Raw genomic sequence first — 22,236 nt, forward strand, 5'->3', positions numbered from 1 at the left:
CCTTCTTCCTTGGTGCAGCCGGTGCTACCGGACTGATTTGACCTTGAGTGCGATCACTGTGCCGCCCAGCAGGGCCAAGACGGCGCCGCTGAGGTAAAGGAGCGTGTAGTTCTTCTCCGCCCCGATGGCGCCGAGCGTGATAACCACGGACGCGATGAGGGGTGCTACTGCGCTGGGGATCTTCTGTGCGAAGGCCACCACCGCCATGTAGCGGCCAGTTTCGGTGCGGTCGGGCAGGATCGCGAAAATAATGGCTTGGTCAACTGTTGCGAACACTGCGATCGAGGTCTGCATGAGCACCGCGCCGATGATCAGCTGGGGCAAGGACCATGCGGTTGCCTCCGCCAAGGCTCCCCCGACAAAGAGGACCGCGGAGATCACCACGAACAGGCGGCGGCGCCGCAGTTTGTCGGACAGGAAACCGCCCAGCAGAGCGCCGGCCGCGGCAGCGACCACGCCCAGCATCCCGATGGTGGCCACGACCCCGGCCACTTCCCGGACGGGGAGGTTGAGGCGCTGTGCGTAAAAGAAGGTGCCGAACGTGGTGTTGAAGTACAACCCCATGAAGAACACGAACCGGCCCAGCCAGTTCCAAGCAAAGTCGGGGTACCTGCGCACGTTGAAGCCGTAGCTGGCCACCACCGACTTCGCAGTAACCTGCGAAGTTACGGCAAGGTCCTTCGAGCTGCCCTCGGGCTTGATGATCGGAAGCAGAGCCAGGAGCACCGCGCCAATCACGCCAGGGATAACGAAGACCAGCAAGGTGTTCGACGAAACGGCGTAGGCCACCCCGATACCCAGGACGGGCGCGATCTGAGTCATGAGCCCCGTGAGTGCAGAGACCTTTCCACGCTGTTGCTCCGGCAGCTTATCGGCCATCAAGTTCTGGATCGCGGCGCCGGAAATGGACCAGCCGGACATGCCCAAGACCCAGCCCGCTCCGACGATCATCAGGTTCGGGGCAAGCCCCATCACGACCAGACCCGCCAGACCGATGCCCGTCCCCAGGAAGATGAACGGGGTACGGCGGCCAAAACCGGACCGCATCCGGTCACTCCAGATTCCCACCATCGGGCTGATGACCAGATAAATCAATTGGGCCGTGCCGGTGATGTAACCCAGCACCTCTTCATGGCCTGGAGCCAGTTCGCTGATCCGCACCGCGATGCCATACGAGAGGGGCACCATCATGGCGATGGATGCGCCGAAGCTGGCGAGCATCAGCCAAAGAATGTAACTCCTGCTCACAGGTGACTGAGGTTCCTCGGGGAGGGCCCTAACACCGTCGGAGGCTTCGCCGGGATTTTGGTTTCCGGGCACCGGCTGCGCGGCCGCAACGCCGCCAGCGAAACGAGAAGCCTCTTGTTCGTTCGTAGTCACCTATGACTCCTTAATCGAATGGCTTTCAGCCCTGCGGCAACGCGGACTCCGGACGACAACGGTGTCGAAAGCCAAGTAAATAGTAACCATTATGGTTAGTCTTCGAGAAATAGTAGTCACGATGGTTACAATTGGCAATACCCTCACCACGGAATAGCGAGCATCAGAAATGAGACGATCTTCGTGACCACGACTGCAGAGCAAGAGAACGAGATGAAGGCAGCCCCACGACGGCGCGGCCCGTACGCGTCAACGCCCGCACGACGGACGGAGATCGTCAGGGCCGCTTCAGCAAGCTTCGCCGAGCATGGCTACGAAAGGGCATCCCTGCGGGATATTGCTGCCCGGGCAAACTTGACCCACGCCGCATTGCTCCGCCACTTCGCCACGAAGGATGATCTTCTGCTGTCAGCCCTCGCCCAGCGCGACGCCGACGATGAGGAATTCGCCCGACGGATCCTTGAATCCAAGGTGCCCAAGGAAAAGGTCATGAGCAACATCCTTCAGGAGGAATTTGCCCACCCTGAACAGCTGCGGAACTGGCTGGCCATCACCATCGCAGCAACAAACCCCAACCACCCCGCGCACGATTTCTTCATCGCCCGCCGAGAACGCATGCGCCAACACTTCACGAGCAAGAGACTCGCGACCACGCAGGACAGTAAGGAACTCAGCGCAGACGACAAAGTGACCATGGTGATGGCGATGGTCGACGGCCTCCGGATACAGTTCCTCCTCGACCCGCAACGGGCGACACTGCACCTCATGGACACCCTCATGCAGTTCATCGCCTCACCAGAGCAAACCCAAAGTCAGTCCGATTGATCCAAGGAATACCCGCTCGGGGAGCTGATTGATACCGACGGGAGAGTTCGGCGCACGGACGGCGAGCTAAAACCAAGGCTCTGTCGGGAGTCGGATGACGCGGGACAAACCGTCTGCCGACGTCCGGCCAAAACCAAGGCACGGGACACGGGCACCGCCGAAGAATGTGTGAATGTTTCGTTCCGCACGGGGCGGCAAACTGCACTTCAACCGCCGCAGGTGCCGTAACGGGGGCTCCGACGCTAAGGTTCAGGCTGCTCTTCTGGCGGGGTCAGTGCGTGTGGGCCAAGAACCGTAGAGTTGCGTCCACCCGAATGTCGTCAGATGGGACTCAGAGCCACGCAGGTTGCAAGGGGCGGGAGGCTGTGCCAAGGGGTTCACCTTTTAGCGCTTGCCCTGGGCGATTTCAGGGCCGGTACAGAAGCGACTCTCTTCTTTGGCCCGGTCGTCCGCGGATGGACCAAGTCTCAGTCGTCATTAGAACGGTCCTCATAAACGGTGTACCCGCAGGCGACATCCGCAGCGGTTTCGACAGTGTATTTTCCCGGTCCTCGTCGGGTTACTCTGATGCCATGTTTCAGATCGAGGGCATCGGGGATGACTTTGCTGACAGCCGAGTTCAGAAGATCGTCAACTTGGGAGGCGTCCGTCGTCGTAACGCGGCAGATCGTGCCAAGGTTTTGAATCATTGCTCTTTCTTATCTTTTTCGCCAAAGCTTTTGTGCCTTCAGGCGGCACCCGGGTCTTTGCCGCGTCTTATCATCCAAAGGATGCTTCGGTCTGCTGCGGTCATGTTAACCGTGCCGGGGATGGCCGGGAGGTTAGGCGAAATTACCTGAATTGTGTCTTGGCGGCCAAGCGTCGACCAGTTGGGGGTGGGAGTGGTCATCTCTTTTTCGCGCTCCATACGCCTGGGTTAACCAGAGGGATGACTGTTTTACCATTTCCGACTCTGCAACCGGTTCTGTTGAAGCTTCGGCCCTTGAAATGCTTTTGCCCTACTCTTGACAGTGCTCCTTTGCTGCGCGAAGAAGATGATCGCCTATTCTGGTTAGTTCGCTACGGAGTCTGATGATTTCTCTTGCATGGGCGGCCAGCCTCCGATCTTCCGCTGTTTGTTCGGGGATTGCCGTTGGAACAGTCTGGCGCTCGTCGACCGTAAAGATCATCATGCATCGTGTGGTCAGGGAGAGTTTGTCTGGACCCTGTTGAGGGGCTGACCTCACGAGGATGCTGATGTGGATGTCGCGGCCGTTGACCAGGATGGCACGGGCATCAACTTCGACGATGTCTCCGATGCGTATTGGGTGGTGGAAGTGGATGCCTCCCGAGTATGTGGCATGCACCCCTTCTGGGCTGCAGAGCACGGCACAGGTTGCAGCTGCCTCGTGGATCCACCGCATGACGGTCCCGCCGTGGGCGTTCCCTGCCCAGTTCGCGGTGTCAGACCCGGCAACGAACCTGAGGGTGCTTCTGGATGCGGTGCCTTCTTCGGAGTACTGCTCGGCCAGCATTGCGTCTTTGATCCGGGTCCGCACCGGTATTCGTTCCAAGGCGAGTTTCTGCCGTGCGGAGTCTTCGAGGCTTTGAGGTTTCCAGGGCCTGACGCGGTGTGGTCTGCCCTGTTCGTTCACGGCGACGAGTACCAGGATGCAGTGCATGGCGCGGCTGAATTCTGACTCCTGGAGTCCCCGGGCGTGTACGGAAACCAAGACGTGGATGCTGGAGCTGCCGGTGTGGATGACTTTGGCGTCGACCTCGACCACATCGCCGGGGCCTATGTTCCCGTCGTAGTGGACGTTTCCGACATATGCGGTGACGCAATAGCTAGTACTCCAGGCAGCGGCGCAGGCGTAGCCGGCCCGGTCTATCCATTCAAGAACGCGGCCTGCCTGCACATGCATACCGGTGTGGTCCATGTCTTGGGGTGAGGTAAGGAAGCGCAGCGTCAGCTGGTCTTCTGCGGCCGGCCGGTCGGGGGTTGTTGTGCTGGCAGTGATGGTCTTGTCCGTTCTCGTGGCCGGTCAGCCAGAGCGGCTGAGATGGGCGCGGATGGCACGTGCTGGAGGTGTTGAAAGCGTTGGCCCATCATGGAGGTGGGCCAACGTTGATGGGCGGGATCCCCGGTTGGTTTAGTCTGTCTCGGGCGCCCGGCGGTAGTGGCAGTCAGGGTCGCATGCCTCGGCCGGCGCGCCTTGGGGCATGGTTCGGTTCCTTGCTGGTTTGGCGGGTGCTGTGCGTGGCAAGAGTCCTGGTCCTGGTCCTGGTTATGTTTTTGGTCTTTTTGTGGTGGAGGCGGCCCGCTCAGCGTGTCGTAAAGGCTGCGGTGCGCAAGCTCCGCAGGGCACGCAGGACGATGGTGAGGATTTCAAAGTCCCTGTTCGTTGCTGTTTCGCTGGCGCTGAGTTCTGAGAGGGCGTCCGAGATCAGCCTGAGCCGGTTTTCAATGACCAGATGGGTCACCTGGGTCGAGCTGACCGCCTGGGGTAGGGCCAGCGCGACGGAGGCACTGGAAAGGACATCATAGAAATCCTCGCGCAGGGCAGCCCGTGCCATAGTTTCCCAAGGGTCGTTGCGAGGCAGCGAATCAATCCTGCTCAGCAGGCGGCTGCCTTCGATTTGCTCGAAGAGATCAAAGTACGTGGTGGCGAGCAGGGACGGAACAACACCTGTTGCCGCCGCTGCATCAGCTATGTCCAGCAATGGGTACTGGTAGAGCAGCGCTGCACTCTGCCGCGCAAAATCCTCTGGCACTCCCCTGGCCTTGAGTTCGGCGGCGCTTTCCTCGATCCCCTGAACCTGGCCAGGATGCAGAAGCGCCTCCAGCTGAGCCGACAGTTTTTCCACCGGACGCCGGTATTTTTCGATCTCCGCCAGGACGTCGAGAGTTTCGGTCTGGTGTTTGAGGAACCACCTGCTTGATCGGTCGAGCAGGCGCCGCATCATGCGGTCCATCCGCTCCTGCACGATGGCCGGGACCTTGCCGTCCAGTCCTCGGATATAGCTGAAGAAGGCTGGCTGGTTCCAGATTCCGGCAGATATGAAATATGCCCTAACCGCGTCTGCTTCACTGGCACCCGTTTCCTCGCACAGGCGGAACACGAATGTGATGCCTGAGTGGTTGAGGATCCTGTTTGCCAGGGAGGTCGCGATGATCTCCCTCTTCAGGGGATGGCCTTGGAGGTGCTTACGGCCTTTTTGCAGAAGCTGGTCAGGGAAGTACTCCTCAAGTTCCTGTTGGGCCCACGCTTCGTCGGGTATGGTGCTGGCGAGGATTTCCTGGCTCAATGACGATTTCATGTGGGCGAGGAGCAAGCAGATCTCAGGCCGGGTTAGGCTCTTTCCGCTGTCCAGCCGGCGAAGGACTTCCTCATTGCTGGGCATGGTGTCCAACTCACGGTGAAGGCGGCCTTTGGCTTCCATGAAGTCTATTGCCCGCAGGTACACCTGTGTCATGGACTGGGTGTGGTCGACAGTCGTTCCGAGCGCGAAGTTTTGCTCGTAGTTGTTGGCAAGGACCGATTTCGCCACATCGTCGGTCATGGCGCGCAGGAGGCCTGCGCGTTCGGATACGGCGATGTCCCCTGCGGTTACGGCGGAGTCAAGCAGGATCTTGATGTTCACTTCATGATCAGAGCAGTCCACGCCCGCCGAGTTGTCGACGGCGTCGGTATTGATCCGAACCCCGGCCAACGATGCCTCGATCCGACCCCGGGGAGTGACTCCTAGATTTCCGCCTTCACCGACGATGTCAACCCTGAGCTCGTTGGCGTCGATGCGCACGGAGTCATTGACCTTGTCCATCACGTCAACATGGGATTCGCGGCTGGCTTTGACGTAAGTTCCGACGCCCCCGTTGAACAGCAGGGTCGCCTGGGCTTTCAGAATCGCCTTGATGAGCTCCTCGGGTGTGAGGGTGACGGGTCCTTCATACCGCAGGGCGTGCGCCGCTTCGGGTGAGATGCGGATGAGTTTGGCCTGGCGGGAGAACACTCCCCCACCAGCGGAGAGTTTGGTGCGGTCATATTCGTCCCAGGATGAACGTTCGAGGTTGAAGAGACGTGAGCGTTCCTCATAGGACTGGGCCGGGTCAGGGGTTGGATCGAGGAAGATGTGGCGGTGGTCGAAAGCAGCCTTCAGCGCGATTTTGTCGGTATAGAGCATGCCGTTGCCGAAAACGTCACCGCTCATGTCGCCGATGCCGATGGTGTCAATCGCGGCTGTATCCCATGGGAAGCCCGCTTCCATGAGGTGTCGTTTCACGGACTCCCACGCTCCTCTGGCGGTGATGCCCATGGCTTTGTGGTCGTAGCCGACCGTCCCCCCAGATGCGAAGGCGTCGTTGAGCCAGAATCCGCGTTCGACGGCGACTGCGTTGGCCAGGTCCGAGAAGCGCGCGGTACCTTTATCTGCCGCGACCACGAGGTACGGGTCCTCTGCGTCATACCTGACGACGTCAACCGGGGGCTGGATCACCGTCGCGTCGCCTGTGGCCACCACATTGTCGGTGAGGTCCAGCAAACCATTGATGAAAGTTGTGTAGGCTTCCCGCCCGGCGTTCGCGGGGTCGGTTCCTGCTGAACCTTTGACGTAGAAGCAGCCCTTGGCCCCTGTTGGCACGATGACGGCGTTTTTGACGACCTGTGCTTTTACAAGATCGAGCGCCTCGGTGCGGAAATCCTCCCGCCGGTCACTCCAGCGAAGGCCACCCCGTGCGATGGATCCAAAACGCAGGTGGATGCCCTCGACTGTGGCGGCATACACCCAGATTTCGTGTTCCGGGCGCGGCTCGGGCAGCAATGGCAGATCGCCGGAGGCAAGTTTCAGTACGATGTAGGCTTTGGGTTCGGCATTGAGGCCGCGCTGGTAGAAGTTGGTTCTGACGGTTGCCTTCATCGCTGCCAGATAGGAGCGGATGATCTTGTCGTCGTCCCGGGCGGTGATGTCGTCAAGGGTTTCCAAGATGCCGGTCAGCCTCGCCTGGGCCACGCTGCTGTCAGGGGTTTTGCCCGGGTTGAAGCGGCTGTCAAAGTACGCGATCAAGCGCGCGGCGATGTTGCCGTGGCCTGCCAGCACGTGGGCGACGCGTTCCAATGAGAACCCGAGCCCGCTCTGCCGAAGGTAGCGGAAGTACGCGCGCAGCAGCAGAGCGTCGCGGTAAGAGAGACCGACCGCGGTGATGAGGCCGTGGAAGGCATCGGACTCGGTCTTTCCGGCCCAGACTGCCCGGATCGTTTGTTCGATCTGGGCGTGGTTTCCTTCGCCGGTGGTTTCACTGTCGGCGCTGTCAATGCCAAGGTCGTAGATCCAGGCCGGCCGCTCATCCTGCGTGACGACCCGATATGGCCTCTCATCCAGGATGGCGATGCCCAGATCGCGGAACGGCGGCACAAGGTCCTCCAGGGACAGTTCCACCGGACTGATGATTTTGAGCCGTTGACGGCCTTCGCCCGCTCCCGGGCGGTAGAACTTAAGGGTGTACTCCCCGGCCGCACCTGACCAGTCCTCAATGGCAAGGCAGTCCCGGACTGCTTCCGCGGCGCCGAACACTTCACGGTAGGACAGCGGGATCGCCCCGAGCCAGCGGCGAGTCAGAATATCTGCCTGGCCGGCTCCAAGGGCGCGGCGGGCCTCAGCCGTGAAGGAGGTATTCCATTCTGCGACCCAGTCGGCCAGGTTCGTCGAAATGCCGCCAGGAGCAGCGTTAGGTGGTGGTGTTTCTTCGCCTTCGCGGGGGCGGTTTCGGGCTTGATCTTCGGTCAGGTGCGGCATTGGGGAGCTTCTTTGATCCTTGCTTGGGGGCCTATGCGACGGACAGGCCCGGCCTGATGAGGGCGGAGAGGAGTTCCACTACGGCCAGGTGCGTGGTGACGTCGATGTTGTCGACCTTGGGGTCGACGATGCCAACGACGGAGTTGATGAGCCCGACGTCGACGCCCCTGCGCAGGAGTGCGGCTTCCAGATCGGGGGTGTGGAGGATTCTCGGGTTCCGCAGGCGCGCAGCCAAGGCTGCCGTGATCGCGTAGCAGCCCCAGTTGGAACATGCTGCCGTCACCAGCGCCTGGACCTGGGTTGTTGCCCCCAGGCCGCCGCCGCATGCCGTAGACCCGTCGGCGCCGTGTGGGATGTGGGCCGCGACGGCGTCGGCGACGTTGCCCATGCCGATTTCGTTGCCTCCGTCTCCGACGGCGACCGTGGGGATACCGCGTTCGAAGGCGAGGTCGAAGACGCGGTCTACGCGGGCGCGGTCCTGGCCGAAGTTGATCCCGCGCATGTTGTAGTAGAACCCGTTCTTGTTCCGGCCGACCCGTTCGGTGGAGAACAGCAGGGAGGGCTTGTACTCGTCGAGGACCTGCTGCGCGGCGGCGGGTGCTTCATCATCGCTGGTGGTAAAGGGAACGAGTGCCACGGCCAGCAGTGTTCCGCCGGTGTTCGCTTCGATGGCTTTTCCCGGGGGCAGGACGGTCAGTCCGGCTGTTTCGAAAATGGGGCCAAGGGCGGGGATGAGGGTCTCCTCGGCCAGGACGACGGGTGTGGCCCCCTTGCCGAGCGCCAGTGCACGTGCAATGACAGCCGCGCCGGCGGGGCCGTCGTTTTCGCCGATGGTCGGGGAGATCCAAGCGCGCGAGACTGAGCCGGTGGTCATCAGGACCGTGGATTTCTCCGGGACGGCTGCGAGAAGTTCCGCGGCGCGGCCCACGAGGGACCAGCCGTCCTGACGCTGCAGGGCTGCCTCGAAGAGGTGCTCGACGCCGCGGCCGCCGAAGTCGATGTTGACGATGCGGTCCAGCCGGTTATCCTGGGCGGCGAGTGTCCGGCTCAGGGCGCTGGGTTCGTAAGTGGTCAGTTCAGGCATGGGTGTCAGCTCCCGAGGATCAGGGTGGAAATAGCGTTGGTGTCGTGAAGTTGGGCGGCCAGGGCGTCCAGTGATTTGTCGACTGCGGCGGCGACTTTCAGTGGTCCGCCGGTCCGGCGAAGGGCGTCCAGGGTGGGTTTAAGACGAAGGGACACCCTTGCTCCCGGCTGTCCGTGGGTGTTGACGGTGAGGATGCCGTGGTCCCGGAGCAGGAGGGCGCCGAGCGCGGAGGCGGTCTCGGAGGGAACCAGGGTGCTTTCTTCCCGGCCGGACCGTTGCATGGCGATGGCGTGAATGTCGTCTTCGTGGACCATCGGGCCCAGGTCGCTGCGTTCCACGACGGCGCCAAGGAGTGCTTCGAGCGCGTCGGAGATCTGCTGCCCGGATATGGATTCGGTGCGCAGATCCTCCGGGTCGAAGCTTTGCAGGGACCGGAGGGCGCCGGCGGCAATCGGTGCGCGGGCTTCGGCGCCGACTTCCGAGGCCTGGGCTGAGGCAGCTGCGACCAGGGGCGGGCGGCCGACCAGAATCCCGGCGCGCGGTCCGGCGAGGCCGGCCTTGTCGCAGTTGGTGATGCTCAGGTCGGCGCCGAGTTGCAGCGAAGGCTTGCCTCCGTGCAGGACGGTGCGCAGGCGGGCACCATAGGCTTCATCGAGCAGGACCACAGCATTTTCGGCCTGGGCGAACTTGACCGCGGCGGCGGTACCTTCATCTTCCAGCCGTTCCAAGCTGGACGTGACGGTGGTGACGACAACCAGGGCAGGCTTGTGGGTTCGGATCAGGTCCTGCCAGTCCCCGTCGATGCCGGATTCAAGGCAAGGGACGCCGGCGAGCCGGGAACCGCGCGGAAGTGAGGCGTGGGAGCGGGCGTTAACGGGAACGATCGAGATCACCGGTTTGCCGGCCGAGAGGGCGCAGATGACTGCGATGATGCCTGCTGTGGTGCGGTTGAACACCGCGGCCGCATCGTCTGGGCGACCGCCGAGGTGGCCGATGGCTGCCTTGCGCAGTTCTTCCGCGAACAGGCCGGGGCCCACCCATTCCTCGGCGTAGGTGGCAAGGTCTTCCACCCGGAGAGGAAGGTCCCGCTGGTTGCCTGTGTAAACGGCGACCGCGTCTGCACCCGCGGCCCGGACGCGTTCGGCGGCGACGGCCTGTCCATGGCGGAGGCGGCGGCCTTCGGCGATGCTGGAGTCGATGATGGCACCGCGGGCGTAGCCGACCATGGGGTCGATGGGGTTGCCGAACCGGTCGGTCCTGACCGATGGTGACGCGGACTGGCTAGCAGACAAGACGAGGGCCTTTCGTTGTGGCGGTGTTGAAGATGTGGATGGGTTGGGGCTCGACGGTCTGGGCGCGGGAGGCGGTGGTCGCCGCGACAGCCTCCATCAGTGCTATGACGTGCTGGTGGGTTGCCAACGGAATACCATCGGTCTGCAGTGCCGATGTGCCCGTTGCACCGTCCCGGGCGCCGGCCTCCAGGCAGGCTTTGAGGAGGATCTCTTCGGCGGCGCCTGTGTGGCAGGCCTCCGGCAACCGAAAGCTTGCCGCCAGTGCCGCGGCGAGGGCGTAGGCTCCCCAGTTGGAGACGGAGGCGCTGACGGTGACCTGGGTCTTGGTCACCGTGTAGATGCCTGAATCGCATCCTGCCCGGCAGATCCCGTCGCCAGGAAGGCGGCTGGCGATGCGGCGCCGGTGGGCGCCGAATCCGATCTCATTCCCGCCGTCGCCGATCCCGATGGTCAGGATTGAGGACCTTGCAGCGAGGTTGGCCAGGTGATGCAGCTGGGCGACATCGTCGGCGGACCGGCAGTCCCCCCGCACACCGTGGAAGCGGCCCTGTGATCCTGGACCGTCGCGTTCGACGAAGACCACCGCTGCGGGGTGATAAAGGGTGACCAAGCGTTGGGACGCCTGGCGTCCTTCGCGTTCCCCGGGTTCCACTAATTCGATTTCGGGTTTGAAGCCTGCCGGATAGGTCAGGGCATCCACTGCCGCCCTGACGGCGGGAGCGTGGCGGGCTTCGGTAACCATGACGACCTTGGCGCGGAGGGTCAGGGTGATTGCCCTGCCCAAGGCTGCTGCGCCCATGGGTCCGTCCGTCTCGCCCTGGGGCAGCCATGGGCCGATGCCTGCCCCAGTGGCGATCAGGACTGTTGAATTGTTTGCTACGGATTCCCGCAGGCGCCGCTCGGCGACACCTGTGAGGGGTTCCCCGAAATAGTCCCGGCAGGCACCGTAGAGTCCCGCGACGATTCCGGCAGGGAGTTTGCCGTCAGCGGGCCGGATCTCGATGCTCATGAGCCGGTCAAGGCTCTCCATGATTGCGGCGAGGTGCCGCTCGTCTGCCACGGGGGCGGCGGTTGGTGCTTCTGCGCTGTGGGTTTTCGGGGAGGTGTTCATGATCTAGACGTCAATCCGGCTCTTGTAGGTCTCTTTCAGCAGGAAGGTGCAGGTGACGCTGATGACTGCTGCGATGATCACGTACACAGCGACCAGCTTTGACTGGCCGGTGGTGCTGACCAGCCAGGCTGCCACGATCGGGGTCGGTGCGCTGGAGATGATGCCTGAGAGTTGGTAGGCCAGCGAGGACCCGGTGTAGCGGTACCGGGACGGGTACTGCTCGGCGTAGATCACTGCGTGGAGGGAGCCGGTTGAGGCGTGGCCGATGCCGAGGCCGAGGATCAGGGCCAGCCAGACCAGGGGCTCGGAGGCTGACTCCAGGAGCCAGAAGAAGGGGAAGGCGTAGAGGCCGAGGAACAACGAGCCTGCACCGTAGACCTTCTTGCGGCCAAAGCGGTCCGACAGCCAGCCGAAAACGGGCTGCAAGCAGAGGTCCACGGCTGCGGCGATCAACAGGCCGGTTACCGCCCAAGTCCTGGGCAGGTGCAGGTTTTCGGTGACGTAAACCAGGGAGTATACGGTGATGAGGAAGTAACCAACGTTGGCCGCGCTCTGCAGGAAAACAAGGTTCAGTGTGCGGCGCTTGTCGTTGGCAAAAACCTCGCGGATGGGAAGCTTGGCGATCTTGCCTTCCTCCTGGACCTTCTTGAATGCGTCAGATTCGGTCACGGCCAGACGGATGTACATACCGATAGCGAGCAGGAGGAAGCTTGCCAGGAACGGGATGCGCCAGCCCCAGCTGAAGAAGTCCTGGTCAGGCATGGACGAAACGGCTGCGAAAGCACCGGTGGAAAGTAGCAGACCAGCCGGAACACCCATCTGCATGGTAGCCCCGAACAGTCCGCGGCGGCCGGCGGGTGCGTGCTCGACCGACATCAGGGCTGCACCGCCCCATTCACCGCCGAGAGCGAAACCCTGGAAAACGCGCAGGATGATCAGCAGGATGGGGGCCCAGATCCCGATGGTCTGCTCCTCGGGAATAAATCCGATAAGCCCGGTGCAGAGTCCCATCACCGACAGCGTCAGGATCAGCATCTTTTTGCGGCCGAGCTTGTCGCCGAAGTGCCCGATGACGACGCCGCCGACCGGGCGCAGCAGGAAGGCCACGGCGAAGGTTGCCAGGGAACTGAGCGTGGCAACCGAGGGCTCCATGTTGGCGAAGAAGACCTTGGGGAAGATCAGTGACGCCGCGGTGCCGTAGAGAAAGTAGTCGTACCACTCGATGGTGGTTCCAATGAAGGAGCTGGCAGCTGCCTTGACGGAAACCCTGCCCTTGGTGTCGACCGGTACCGGTTCGATTACACCTTGACTGCTCATGATGGGTCCTTTCGGTTCCGGCGTCGTTGCCGGAACACCTGATGGAGGATCTGGGATGGCCAAGCACCTTTTGTGCATGGATCTGGTGGTGGATGGCGAGAGAAGGCGGTTGCGAGAGTCCTGTCGCCTTCTCCCGCCGGCTATTAGAGAGCGATGGTGATGCTCTTGCGCTGGGTGTAGCTTTCGAGTGCTCCTTCGATGGAGTACTCGGCACCGATGCCGCTCTGCTTGCGGCCGCCGTAGGACATTCCGGGAAGCTGGCCGCCGGCGCGGTTGATCTGAACCCATCCAGCGTCGATGTTTTCCGCCATCCGGAGGGCGGTGTTGAGGTCCTGGGTGAAGACGTAGGCGGCGAGGCCGTAGTGGGTGTCGTTCGCCCAGGCGACAACGTCGTCTTCGGTCTTCCACGGGATCGCCACCAGGACCGGGCCGAACACTTCTTCCCGCGAGATTCGCCAGTTGTTGTCGACGCCGGCGATGACCGCGGGCGTCAGGCGCAGCGGTGTGTCCGCGTCCAGGGCCTCCGAAGGACCGCCGGCCAGGAACTGTGCTCCCTGGTCCGCTGCTTCCTGGACGAATTCGGAAATCTCTTGGTAGCGGGTCGGGTTGATAACCGCGCCCATGTCGGTGGCCTCATCGAGAGCGTCGCCGATGACGAGTTCGTTCACGGCGGCGACGACCTTCGGCATGAAGTCATCCCAGATGTCGGCGTGGACGAACAACCGGGAGCCTGCGGTGCAGGACTGGCCCTGACGTGCGAACCGCATTGCCGCAACGACGTTCTTGGCAGTTTCGTCGGTGTTGCTGTCCGGGAAGACGATGGCGGGGCTCTTGCCGCCGAGTTCCAGCGTCGCGTGGCCGATACGGTCGGCGACCGCGTGCAGGACACCGCGTCCGACTTCGCTCGATCCGGTGAAGGACACCTTGGCGACATCCGGGTGCTGTGACAGTGCGGCGCCTGCCTCGGAGCCGCGGCCGGTGACGACGTTCAGGACGCCGGTCGGCAGGATCTCGGCGGCCAGTTCGCAGACGCGGATAACGGCCAGGGGCGCGTCTTCGGCGGGCTTGAGGATCAGGGTGTTGCCGGTGGCCAGGGCCATGCCGATCTTCACGGCCCCCAGGACCAGGGGTGAGTTCCACGGAATGATGGCCGCTACAACGCCCAGCGGGTCGCGGGTGGAGTAGCTGAACAGTCCCTGGCCCAGCGGGAGGGTTTCTCCCTTTTGCTCGGAGGCGGTGCCGCCGTAGTAGCGGAGCACTTCGGCGGTGGAGGCTACCTCTCCGCGGGACTGGGTGCGGATCGCGTTTCCGGTTTCCGCGGCGAGGAGGCGGGCGATGTCTTCGGCGTTGTCCGCCACCGCATTGCCCAGACGGGTCAGGAAGGCCCCACGCTCCCTGGCCGGAAGCTGCCGCCAGGTGCGGAACGCTTTCTGGGAGGATGCGACTGCCTGGTCCACGTCCGCTGCGGTGCTGCGGCCGATCGTGGTGATGATGCTCCGGTTGCTGGGGTTGTGGACGTCGAGGGTGCCGCCGTCCTTGGGATCAATCCACTGGCCGTCGATCAGGAGACCGGTTGAGCCCTTGCTGGGGAGCACGAGGGTGGGCTGGGTCGTCATGCGTTGTTCTCCTTCGCGTCGGCGCGCAGTTGCAGGCCGAACAGTTCCTCGTAGATTTCATTGACTCCGGTGGAGTCCTGTCCGCCTAGCCCTTTGGCACGTGCGGCGTTGTAGGTCTGCATGACCAGCTGGCTTACCGGCATCGGGAACTGGCCAAACTCCTTAAGGCACAGGCTGATATCTTTGTGCATTAGGTCCAGCGCGAACAGCGGTGGCCGCTCTTCGGTGAACAGTGTCTTGCCGAAGTGGTCCAGCATCTTGCTGCCGGCAAGACCGGCGCTGTAAACCTCGGTGAGGGTTTTCAGGTTGCCGCCGGCCTTGATAGCTGCGGCGAGAACCTCGCCCGCTGCAACCGTGTTGATGGCGACAAGCATGTTGTGGCTGAGTTTGGTCAGCTGACCGGCCCCGACCGGACCGCAATGCACGATCCGGGACGAAATCTGCTCCAGGTACGGGCGGACCTTCTCCAGGTCCTCCGGGCTGGCTCCCACCATCAGCAGGAGCGTCCCGGCAGCTGCAGCAGCGACGCCGCCGCTGACGGGCGAATCCACGAAGCGGCCGCCCTTTGCCTCTGCAGCGGCCGCCAGGGAACGAGCGGTTTCCGGGTCGACCGTGCTCATATCGATGATCGTCACACCAGCGAGGTCGGCTGCGAGGACACCACCGGGGCCTTCAATGGCGTCGCGGAGGATCGCCGGGTTGGGCAGGCTGGTGAAAACAACATCAGCGCCTTGGGCTGCCTTTGCCGGAGACTGCGTGGCGATAGCGCCCTGCCGGACAAGTGCCTCCACTGCCGCAGTCTTAGGGTCGAAGATCTGGACGGCGTGGCCGGCTTCGAGAAGCCGGGCTGCCATGCCGGACCCCATGCGGCCGACGCCGATAAATGAAAGTGTCGCCATTCTAGTGTCTCTTTCTTGTCCGTATCCCTGGAACGGTGCGTTGCAGGGACAGCAGAGCGGGTATTTCAGTACCGACGTCCCTGAGGCTGAATTTGGACACCCTGTTGAAGTAGGGAAAGCGGTACTTACGATTTGCGGGACTTTGATGAGTTGATCCAGGTCACATCATCGCCGCCTAGAAAAAGGTTACGCATCAAAAACAGTCGGTACAAGCTTCTTTTAGTTGCACTAAGGGAAAGAAAGTCTTTCCTCTACCTGCGGGCGCCGCGGACTTCCCCAATAGTCCGCCCGTGAGCGTCAAGACGAGCCACCCGTAAGGTAGAGTTCGCTGAAAGATGCTCATAGGGGCAGTTTTTCTGACTCTCCGAAGATGAAGGTCGAACAGGCACAATGATCAACGTTCAGCGACTGAGGCTGCTGCGGGAGCTGTCCTTCCTAGGGACGATCTCGGCCGTGGCGGACTCACTGGGCCTGACTAGGCCAGCCGTCTCACAGCAGCTGTCCCAACTGGAAAAGGACACCGGACTGGTCCTCGTGGAGCGCGCCGGACGTAGCGTGCAACTTACGGGCGCCGGGATGCGGCTCGTCGAGCAAAGCCACGAGGTTTTCGAGTCCCTCGAACGCATAGATGCGGAACTCGCCGTGACGAGGGAATCCATTTCCGGTGACCTGCGAATAGCGGCCTTTCCGTCTTTTTCGGCGACGGTACTCCCCGGCGCGATGTCCTTGCTGCGTTCCTCGCACGCGCAGCTAAAGGTCTCCATGGTTGAGCATGAGCCCGCCGAAGCCATTGTGGACCTGATGACCAAACGGGCCGACGTAGCGGTGCTTGATAACCTGTCCCGACACGACCCGCGCAACGAAGCGGTGATGTACCAGCCCCTCTTCGGGGATGACTTCTACGTGGTGATGCCAGAAAAGCACCCTTATCGCAAGCTCGACACCGTGCCCTTGGCGCATCTCGCAGAAGAGGACTGGGCCCTGAACAGGTCGGCCCGGGTCTACCACTCGCTGGTCTCCGACGCCTGCCTCGCCGAAGGGTTTGCCCCTAACATCACCTGCGACTGCAAGGACACCACAACCGTCCTGCAAATGGTGAGGGCCGGTTTGGCAATCTCTATCCTGCCCGGACTGGCTCTCACCGGGCACCAACAAGGAATCGCCATACGACCCCTGGAGCCACTTCTCAAACGTGAAGTTCTCTTCGCCACCCTCAAAGGCCGCGCCGGCCATCCAGCCATCCAAGAATGCTTCCGCGCCATGAGGTCCTCATACGCCCGTAGGAGCCAGCCCAGCCTTCTGGGGCTGTCCAACGAAACGTCGGAGACGGCATGACCTTCCTGCCGCCAGCATTCGGGATCGGCCCGAGCAGCTTTCTGAAGGTAGCCCGGCGGCAAGTAGATGCCACGATCTGAGACCCAGGCGAACCGGACGGGGTTCATAACAAGGGCCGCATCGCAACAGGTGTCGCCCGTTTTTCAGGGAACCTGCTGCGAGCCTGAGCACATGAAGTACACCGAAATCTGTCGTCCGAGCGCTCGACCAGGGTGGATGTCGCCTGTCAGCCCGGCCTAGTCTTGCATGACACGGCTATTGACCGAATCCCCCTTGTAGCCATTTATGCAACAGGTGTAGAAAGTAGCTCCGAGAACTCCCAACCCCTAGCGGATTCTAAACGCGGAACATCAGCGCATCCCCACCCGCGCAGCGGGACACAGATGGCCGCTGAGGTGGTTAACGAGGGGCAGCATTGCTGCTTTTGGTTCACCGGCTCCGGAAATCCATTCGATGTTCCAGATTGTGCTAGCTTGGCGCAGTTCAACACAGGGAAGTGACGCACCGAGGGTGGCCATGAGTGACCGACTGAAGGAGCAGGGTGCGGGCAAGATAATCAGTCCGTCCACCCTTCGAGCGATCATGGAGCGGATAGCGCGGCCCTCTTTGTCAACGTCGCTCCGTGAGCAGCTCAGGATTAGATGGACTCCCTTGGGGGTCAGAAATCCTTCGACTTCCTGAACTAGCTGGCTCACGTTGGAATGCACGATTTCCGGGACGATGATTCCCAATGCACCGCTTCGTGAACTGCGCAAGGCGGCTGCGACCGCGTTGCTCGTGTAGCCCAGTTCTTGTGCTGCGCGGGTCACAGCTGAATGAAGTTCAGGGGAGACGTAGCCGCCACCGTTTAAGGCGCGTGACACTGTTGCCGTTGACACCACTGCCTGCTCGGCCACAGTTTTGATAGTTATGGCATGCCTGCGTTTGTCGCGGTTGTGCGCCTCGACGTCCGCCCGCTCAGGCTTTCGCATAGCTTTCCACCCCTCCCCATTAGATCGAGGATTTGTCAGGCGCGGGGCGGGCCAGGTCATCGATAGCAGCCATCAGCCATTCCGGATTGGCTCGACCATCACAGACGGCAACTCGCATTTCTAGTACAAGATCCTCGTTGACAGGCAGGCAGCGCCGTCCGTGGACGGCAATTGCCGGGCAGAAGCCAACATAGTCTTCGTCTCGGGCAAACCAAGGAAACCCCGAGGGATTCCAAGCGACCAGCGTTGCGACATCGGTGATGACGGCCAGCCACGGCGAAGTCGACCCATGGGCGTTTTGAATTCCTTCCCCGTCTGTTGTGACGAAGTCCGCGTACACAAAAGGCGTGCGCCAAAACAGGCCGCCGTAAAAGGCCCCCTCTTTTCCATTCGTATGAGGGCTGCCAAAAGTGACATCATCGCCGCACGCAGAGAGTGTCGAACGCCAGTCAAGCCTCCAGCCGGCATTGGCTTGGCGTAGGACTAGCGTCCGCTTTTCTCTCAGCAAAACAGTGCTATCCGGGGCGACCCACTCAATCAACTCGTCAATCGTGTCGTCGGACTTGCTCCGTTCGACCACGGCCTGGACTCCATGATTGTCAAGCATCACGGAACCGACCTCGCGAACAAAGGTTCGACCGCCCCAAAAGCTGACACCATTAACATCGGGCAGGGCAGCACTGACCCCAACATGATGGGCATGGTCCGGGGCGAACAGTTGCGTGACGGCGATCCCACCAGTAGTCCTAGCCTGGAGATAGGGACGGGGCGAGAGATGCCGTGGCATGTTGGTCCCCTCCTCATATGTCGCAACCTCGAATTCGGCTAGGCGCAAGGTGCTGGTCATTGCCGTGGCCCCGTTGTTTGTCGGATCATGAGCTCGGGGCGAAATATGGCGGGTGCGACGTGGGCTTCACCCTTGAGCTCGGCTCGAAGAGCGACCCAGGCAGCTTCACCTAAGGATGGCTTCGGAAGTTTCATTGTCGTCAGAGGGGGCGAGGCGAACCGGGCGAAGTGAATGTCGTCAAAACCGGCGATCGAGACGCGTCCAGGCACTGGGACGCGATCTTCATTTAGTCGGCCGAGTAAGCTCAAGGCGAGAAGGTCATTGAATGCGAGGACTCCCGTGACGGTGGTGTCCTTTAAGGTATCCCACGCATAGTAACCATCTGAGAGCGACGAACCGCAGGGCACTTTCCTGATGGTCACTCCGGGGTGGGCCATCTCGACCTCACGGAAAAGGGTATCGAGAGTGGTTTGTGAGTTTCTGATGGCTGGACCGTCAAGGTAGGCAATCCGCGTGTGCCCGAGTGCTATCAGGTGTTCCGCAAGGGTGCGAATGCCGAAGATGAAGTCAGCGGAGACAGATGCCTCCGTTTGGAAGTGGGCTTCGCGTGTGATCACAATCGCTGGTTTCACTGTGGGCAGTAGTTCAGCCAACTGTTCCTCGGACATTCTCGGCGAGCACAAGAGGACAGCGTCGGTCCGGTTGCGGGCGTCCAAGACGAGTGCGGCCTCGTCGTCTACCTCTTCGTGGCTATCGGTGACGAGGATGCGATACCCATCGGCGGCAGCTGCGCTGTTGAAGCCTTGAAGGATCTGCTGGAAAGTGGGGTTGGAGAGATCTGGAACTAATACACCCACGGTTTTGCTCTGGCCCAGAGAAAGAGATCGAGCTGTATCACTGGGTGAATAGCCAAGTTCTCCCACGACAGTCCGGACCCTGTCGGCAATCTCGCCGTTCACTGTCGGGACGCCATTCATCACGCGTGAGACGGTGGCGCGGGAAACCCTGGCAGCAGCCGCCACATCAGCTATGGTTACGGCACGAACAGTCACAGTGTGCCTACGTTGCGTCCCCATGCGCCTTCCCTTCGTCTTCAGAAACAATGATGTCGAATGGACCGAACCGGCCGCTGGCCGGTTCGGTCCCCAGAGGCGCTGCTGCGAAAAGACCCAGTTCCGCGCCAATCCACTGGCCGGATTCTGCAGTGAAGATATCGCACAGTTCCTTCTGAAAACCGTCGGCCTCAAGCACGATCGAAACATTGGCAACAGCGTCTGTGGATAGGCGAACCGTTAGCGAGGTCGGCGGCACGCAAGCTCTTCGGCTCCGCACCCGGCAGGCCGGTGGGCCGCAAAGCGCCTCAACAGCAAGTCGGCCTGCCGCTGGCAGGCCAGCAAACTGATTTTAGTCAGCCTGGAGAGAGGAACGGACATCAAAGTCCCGACCACACTCGGGGAAAACTCATTAGGGTGGTCACGGACATGATGTTACGGGCCCTCCGCATATTCGGCCCTCGGGTCAGGCCGGCCCATGCCGGCAACCAGCCAGTGAAGCTCAAAAGCTGAATATGTCCACGTTGGCAGTAAATACGGAAAAGAGTGGGGAATTCGGCTACGGAACAACTGCTACGACGTCGGCAGCGTTGGGTACACCGGTAGCGAATGGACACTCACGTTTCAGGCCCCCAAGGCCTCAAACCCGGTCTCTTTGGCTGAGCCTTCGACAGATGTCCGATACGACACCGCCGTACCCGGCAAGACCACGACAGGCTGTGTGATTCCGGGCATCACGTATAACTCCGCCTACTACCCGTCCTTCACCGGGCACATCTCAAAGGCTCAGAAGAGCGGCCTTCCAGGAGGCTGGGATGGAATTCCCCTGCCCGGCTCGTCGACACAACGTTGCAAGCTGAAAACAAGAACAATGCATGCCCTTCGTCTTGCATCCGACCTGAGGGTCAATCATGTGATGAGTATCCGTTCGCCAGCACATTTAGCGGTGCTTATCATTGGGCCGTGCGAAAGTCATGGCACCGGCAGGGATGCCGCTGCTACCGGGTTGGTAAGGCTTCCGATTCCTTGGATCTCCACCGTGGTCTCATCGCCCGGGGCGAGGAACCTGGGAGGAGTCATGAACCCGCCACACCCGGATGGGGTACCGGTGAGAATCACGTCTCCGGGGCGCAGGGTGAAGTGCCTGCTCAGGTAAGAGATAAGCGCCCTCACGCCGAAAACCATGTGCGCTGTGTTTCCGTCCTGAACGATGTTCCCGTTGACCCAGGTCCTGATCCGGACGTTCTGCGGGTCGGGAATTTCGTCGGCAGTGACGATGACAGGGCCGATGGGACAGAATGTGTCCAGTCCTTTGCCCCGCACCCATTGGGGATCAGCCCGCTGAACGTCCCGGGCCGAAATGTCGTTCGCCGCCGTGTATCCGAAGACGAATTCCAGGGCGTTTTCTTCCGGGATGTTGCGGGCCGTTTTGCCGATGATGACCGCGAGCTCGCCCTCCCAGTCAGCCTCTGTCGTCACGTCCGCGTCAAGAATGATGGGGTCTCCGGGCCCGACGACACTGGAGGAGAGTTTCGGGAAAAGATACGGCGTCTCTGGGATCGGGAATCCCATGTCCCTGATGGTGTCCCTGTAGTTGAGGCCGATCCCGAAAATGGTTCCTCCCGGATACGGGGCCAAGAATGCGTGGTGGGTCAGGGGTTCCTCGGCGGTATCTATTTCAGGTGCTTCCCCCGCCGTGATGGCGCCCAGGTCTGTCTGGGTTAGGACCCGCCATTCCCCAGCATCCTCGACAGCGATGCGGGTGCGTTCCTGCAGGGATATTCGTGCAATTCTCAAGCTATTTTCTCGTTCCTGCGGTAGGAGATGTGGCGTAGTTGATCGCCGGGTCATAGCCGAGACGGCGAGATATGGCTTCGGCGGTGCTGGCAACTACGGCGCCGATACGCGAAAGTTCAGGGCTGATTCGATCGGTTACCCCGGCAACGCTGATGGCGGCCACGGGCCGGCCCATGTTGTCGCGGATGGCGGCACCGCAACAAGTGCTCGACGGATCGATTTCACCATGGTCCTCGGACCAGCCGCGTTCGATGGTGCGTCGAACCTCTTCCTCCAAAGCCTGACGCGTGGTGATGGTGTGGGGTGTGAAGCGGTGATAGATCATCTTGGAAAGGATCTGCTCCCGCTCCTCCTGCGGCAGCGCGGCCAGGTATGCCTTGCCGACGGATGTGCAGTGCATGGGCCTCCGCGCCCCGACGTCGCCATGAACGGCGACAGTCTGGGGTCCTTTATCCCGGTAGATGAAGACCATCTCCGTACCGCGGGGGACGCCCAGATTGACTGACTCGCGGGTCTGCTGGACAAGCATCCTCAGGTATTCAGGCGCGACCTGAGCGACATCACTTGACTGCACGGCGGCAAGCGCCAGGCGGGCCGCAGCCGGACCCAGGTGCCAGATCCCAGCATGGCCGATGTCATCAACGTAGCCACGCTGCCGCAGGCGCTCCACCAGTCGGTACGTGGTGCTGCGACTCACGTGAACGGCTGCGGCGATCTCCCCGGTAGTCGCTCCCCGGGTCGTCGCCAAGAAATCAAGAATGGAAAGACTCCGGTCCAGGGCCGAAGCAGCTGCTTGGTCCTTCGCCCCACTCATACCCTCCTTCGTCTCACTGGATGGGACTTCGCGGTGGGTACTGTCCCGCTCCTCGATAAGTTCGCTCATTCCGGTGCTTCACCTCACAATCCGCTAGGTATTTCCTCGGTCTCTTGTCTAGCATCGATCCTAACAGGAATCCCGATAAACGAGACAGCTTCCCAGAAAATGAAACTTTTGAAGC

The 22,236-nt window shown here is 61.6% G+C and carries 18 protein-coding genes and 1 pseudogene; 3 read left to right on the forward strand and 16 right to left on the reverse strand.

The features are described 5' to 3' along the window. Positions 1 to 24: 24 nt before the first annotated feature. A complete protein-coding gene (locus tag AC3ANU_RS13645; protein ID WP_488314710.1) occupies positions 25 to 1,248 on the reverse strand; it encodes an MFS transporter in 1,224 nt (407 codons plus the stop codon). Positions 1,249 to 1,563: 315 nt separating this feature from the next. Here AC3ANU_RS13645 and AC3ANU_RS13650 point away from each other — a divergent pair, with 315 nt between their 5' ends. Next, positions 1,564 to 2,205, forward strand: coding sequence for a TetR/AcrR family transcriptional regulator (locus AC3ANU_RS13650; RefSeq protein ID WP_488314711.1), 642 nt, complete (start codon positions 1,564 to 1,566; stop codon positions 2,203 to 2,205). Positions 2,206 to 2,672: 467 nt separating this feature from the next. Here AC3ANU_RS13650 and AC3ANU_RS13655 read toward each other — a convergent pair whose 3' ends face one another. From AC3ANU_RS13655 to AC3ANU_RS13695, 9 genes are all read right to left on the reverse strand, one after another. Beyond that, positions 2,673 to 2,894, reverse strand: coding sequence for a hypothetical protein (locus AC3ANU_RS13655; protein WP_488314712.1), 222 nt, complete (start codon positions 2,892 to 2,894; stop codon positions 2,673 to 2,675). 309 nt (positions 2,895 to 3,203) lie between these two features. After that, entirely contained in the window at positions 3,204 to 4,124 is a 921-nt protein-coding gene (locus AC3ANU_RS13660; protein WP_134164245.1) for a hotdog domain-containing protein, read from the reverse strand. A 385-nt stretch (positions 4,125 to 4,509) separates the two neighbouring features. Continuing rightward, on the reverse strand, positions 4,510 to 7,977 hold the full coding sequence (locus AC3ANU_RS13665; protein ID WP_488314713.1) for an NAD-glutamate dehydrogenase domain-containing protein: 3,468 nt from the start codon (positions 7,975 to 7,977) through the stop codon (positions 4,510 to 4,512). A 31-nt stretch (positions 7,978 to 8,008) separates the two neighbouring features. After that, on the reverse strand, positions 8,009 to 9,061 hold the full coding sequence (locus AC3ANU_RS13670; protein WP_134164247.1) for a DUF4392 domain-containing protein: 1,053 nt from the start codon (positions 9,059 to 9,061) through the stop codon (positions 8,009 to 8,011). A 5-nt stretch (positions 9,062 to 9,066) separates the two neighbouring features. Further along, positions 9,067 to 10,353 carry an aminotransferase class I/II-fold pyridoxal phosphate-dependent enzyme gene (locus AC3ANU_RS13675; RefSeq protein WP_134164248.1) on the reverse strand — a complete coding sequence of 429 codons (1,287 nt, stop codon included), beginning with the start codon at positions 10,351 to 10,353 and terminating at the stop codon, positions 9,067 to 9,069. Next, complete coding sequence (locus tag AC3ANU_RS13680) at positions 10,343 to 11,464, reverse strand: glutamate cyclase domain-containing protein (RefSeq protein WP_134164249.1); 1,122 nt, start codon at positions 11,462 to 11,464, stop codon at positions 10,343 to 10,345. Before AC3ANU_RS13680 ends, AC3ANU_RS13675 begins: the two co-directional genes overlap by 11 nt. A gap of 3 nt (positions 11,465 to 11,467) precedes the next feature. Beyond that, positions 11,468 to 12,781 (reverse strand): MFS transporter, encoded by a 1,314-nt coding sequence (locus AC3ANU_RS13685; protein WP_134164250.1) that lies wholly within the window; start codon positions 12,779 to 12,781, stop codon positions 11,468 to 11,470. A gap of 143 nt (positions 12,782 to 12,924) precedes the next feature. Beyond that, positions 12,925 to 14,397, reverse strand: a complete 1,473-nt coding sequence (locus AC3ANU_RS13690; protein ID WP_134164251.1) for an aldehyde dehydrogenase family protein — start codon at positions 14,395 to 14,397, stop codon at positions 12,925 to 12,927. Continuing rightward, a complete protein-coding gene (locus AC3ANU_RS13695; RefSeq protein ID WP_134164252.1) occupies positions 14,394 to 15,296 on the reverse strand; it encodes an NAD(P)-dependent oxidoreductase in 903 nt (300 codons plus the stop codon). The genes AC3ANU_RS13690 and AC3ANU_RS13695 overlap by 4 nt, the downstream gene beginning before the upstream one ends. A 390-nt stretch (positions 15,297 to 15,686) precedes the next feature. On the opposite strand from AC3ANU_RS13695, the gene AC3ANU_RS13700 reads away from it, so the two are divergent. Further along, positions 15,687 to 16,631 (forward strand): LysR family transcriptional regulator, encoded by a 945-nt coding sequence (locus AC3ANU_RS13700; RefSeq protein WP_134164253.1) that lies wholly within the window; start codon positions 15,687 to 15,689, stop codon positions 16,629 to 16,631. Between the two features lie 350 nt (positions 16,632 to 16,981). Here AC3ANU_RS13700 and AC3ANU_RS13705 read toward each other — a convergent pair whose 3' ends face one another. The 4 genes from AC3ANU_RS13705 to AC3ANU_RS13720 all read right to left on the reverse strand — a co-directional run bounded on the left by AC3ANU_RS13705 (position 16,982) and on the right by AC3ANU_RS13720 (position 19,640). Beyond that, complete coding sequence (locus AC3ANU_RS13705) at positions 16,982 to 17,527, reverse strand: LacI family DNA-binding transcriptional regulator (protein WP_488314714.1); 546 nt, start codon at positions 17,525 to 17,527, stop codon at positions 16,982 to 16,984. A 94-nt stretch (positions 17,528 to 17,621) separates the two neighbouring features. Then, positions 17,622 to 18,449, reverse strand: a complete 828-nt coding sequence (locus AC3ANU_RS13710) for a DUF6807 family protein (protein WP_488314715.1) — start codon at positions 18,447 to 18,449, stop codon at positions 17,622 to 17,624. Next, a complete protein-coding gene (locus tag AC3ANU_RS13715) occupies positions 18,446 to 19,441 on the reverse strand; it encodes a LacI family DNA-binding transcriptional regulator (protein ID WP_488314716.1) in 996 nt (331 codons plus the stop codon). Before AC3ANU_RS13715 ends, AC3ANU_RS13710 begins: the two co-directional genes overlap by 4 nt. 7 nt (positions 19,442 to 19,448) lie before the next feature. Next, positions 19,449 to 19,640: a hypothetical protein gene (locus AC3ANU_RS13720; protein ID WP_488314717.1), complete on the reverse strand. Its 192-nt coding sequence runs from the start codon at positions 19,638 to 19,640 to the stop codon at positions 19,449 to 19,451. A gap of 650 nt (positions 19,641 to 20,290) precedes the next feature. On the opposite strand from AC3ANU_RS13720, the pseudogene AC3ANU_RS13725 reads away from it, so the two are divergent. Then, positions 20,291 to 20,353 (forward strand): annotated as a pseudogene (locus tag AC3ANU_RS13725) (hypothetical protein); the annotation flags it as partial. A gap of 60 nt (positions 20,354 to 20,413) precedes the next feature. On the opposite strand, the gene AC3ANU_RS13730 reads toward AC3ANU_RS13725, so the two are convergent. Together AC3ANU_RS13730 and AC3ANU_RS13735 are read right to left on the reverse strand one after the other, a co-directional pair. Then, a complete protein-coding gene (locus tag AC3ANU_RS13730; RefSeq protein ID WP_488314718.1) occupies positions 20,414 to 21,238 on the reverse strand; it encodes a fumarylacetoacetate hydrolase family protein in 825 nt (274 codons plus the stop codon). Between the two features lies 1 nt (position 21,239). Then, complete coding sequence (locus AC3ANU_RS13735; RefSeq protein WP_134164269.1) at positions 21,240 to 22,121, reverse strand: IclR family transcriptional regulator; 882 nt, start codon at positions 22,119 to 22,121, stop codon at positions 21,240 to 21,242. Positions 22,122 to 22,236: the final 115 nt, after the last annotated feature.

Source organism: Arthrobacter sp. SDR-2R (assembly GCF_057747955.1).

Excerpts from the sequence above, each read along its gene's own strand:
- AC3ANU_RS13665 (WP_488314713.1), bottom strand. The coding sequence starts at position 7,977 with ATGCCGCACCTGACCGAAGATCAAGCCCGAAACCGCCCCCGCGAAGGC.
- AC3ANU_RS13735 (WP_134164269.1), bottom strand. The coding sequence starts at position 22,121 with ATGAGCGAACTTATCGAGGAGCGGGACAGTACCCACCGCGAAGTCCCA.
- AC3ANU_RS13690 (WP_134164251.1), bottom strand. The coding sequence starts at position 14,397 with ATGACGACCCAGCCCACCCTCGTGCTCCCCAGCAAGGGCTCAACCGGT.
- AC3ANU_RS13700 (WP_134164253.1), top strand. The coding sequence starts at position 15,687 with ATGATCAACGTTCAGCGACTGAGGCTGCTGCGGGAGCTGTCCTTCCTA.
- AC3ANU_RS13655 (WP_488314712.1), bottom strand. The coding sequence starts at position 2,894 with ATGATTCAAAACCTTGGCACGATCTGCCGCGTTACGACGACGGACGCC.
- AC3ANU_RS13660 (WP_134164245.1), bottom strand. The coding sequence starts at position 4,124 with ATGGACCACACCGGTATGCATGTGCAGGCAGGCCGCGTTCTTGAATGG.
- AC3ANU_RS13710 (WP_488314715.1), bottom strand. The coding sequence starts at position 18,449 with ATGACCAGCACCTTGCGCCTAGCCGAATTCGAGGTTGCGACATATGAG.
- AC3ANU_RS13685 (WP_134164250.1), bottom strand. The coding sequence starts at position 12,781 with ATGAGCAGTCAAGGTGTAATCGAACCGGTACCGGTCGACACCAAGGGC.
- AC3ANU_RS13680 (WP_134164249.1), bottom strand. The coding sequence starts at position 11,464 with ATGAACACCTCCCCGAAAACCCACAGCGCAGAAGCACCAACCGCCGCC.
- AC3ANU_RS13670 (WP_134164247.1), bottom strand. The coding sequence starts at position 9,061 with ATGCCTGAACTGACCACTTACGAACCCAGCGCCCTGAGCCGGACACTC.
- AC3ANU_RS13695 (WP_134164252.1), bottom strand. The coding sequence starts at position 15,296 with ATGGCGACACTTTCATTTATCGGCGTCGGCCGCATGGGGTCCGGCATG.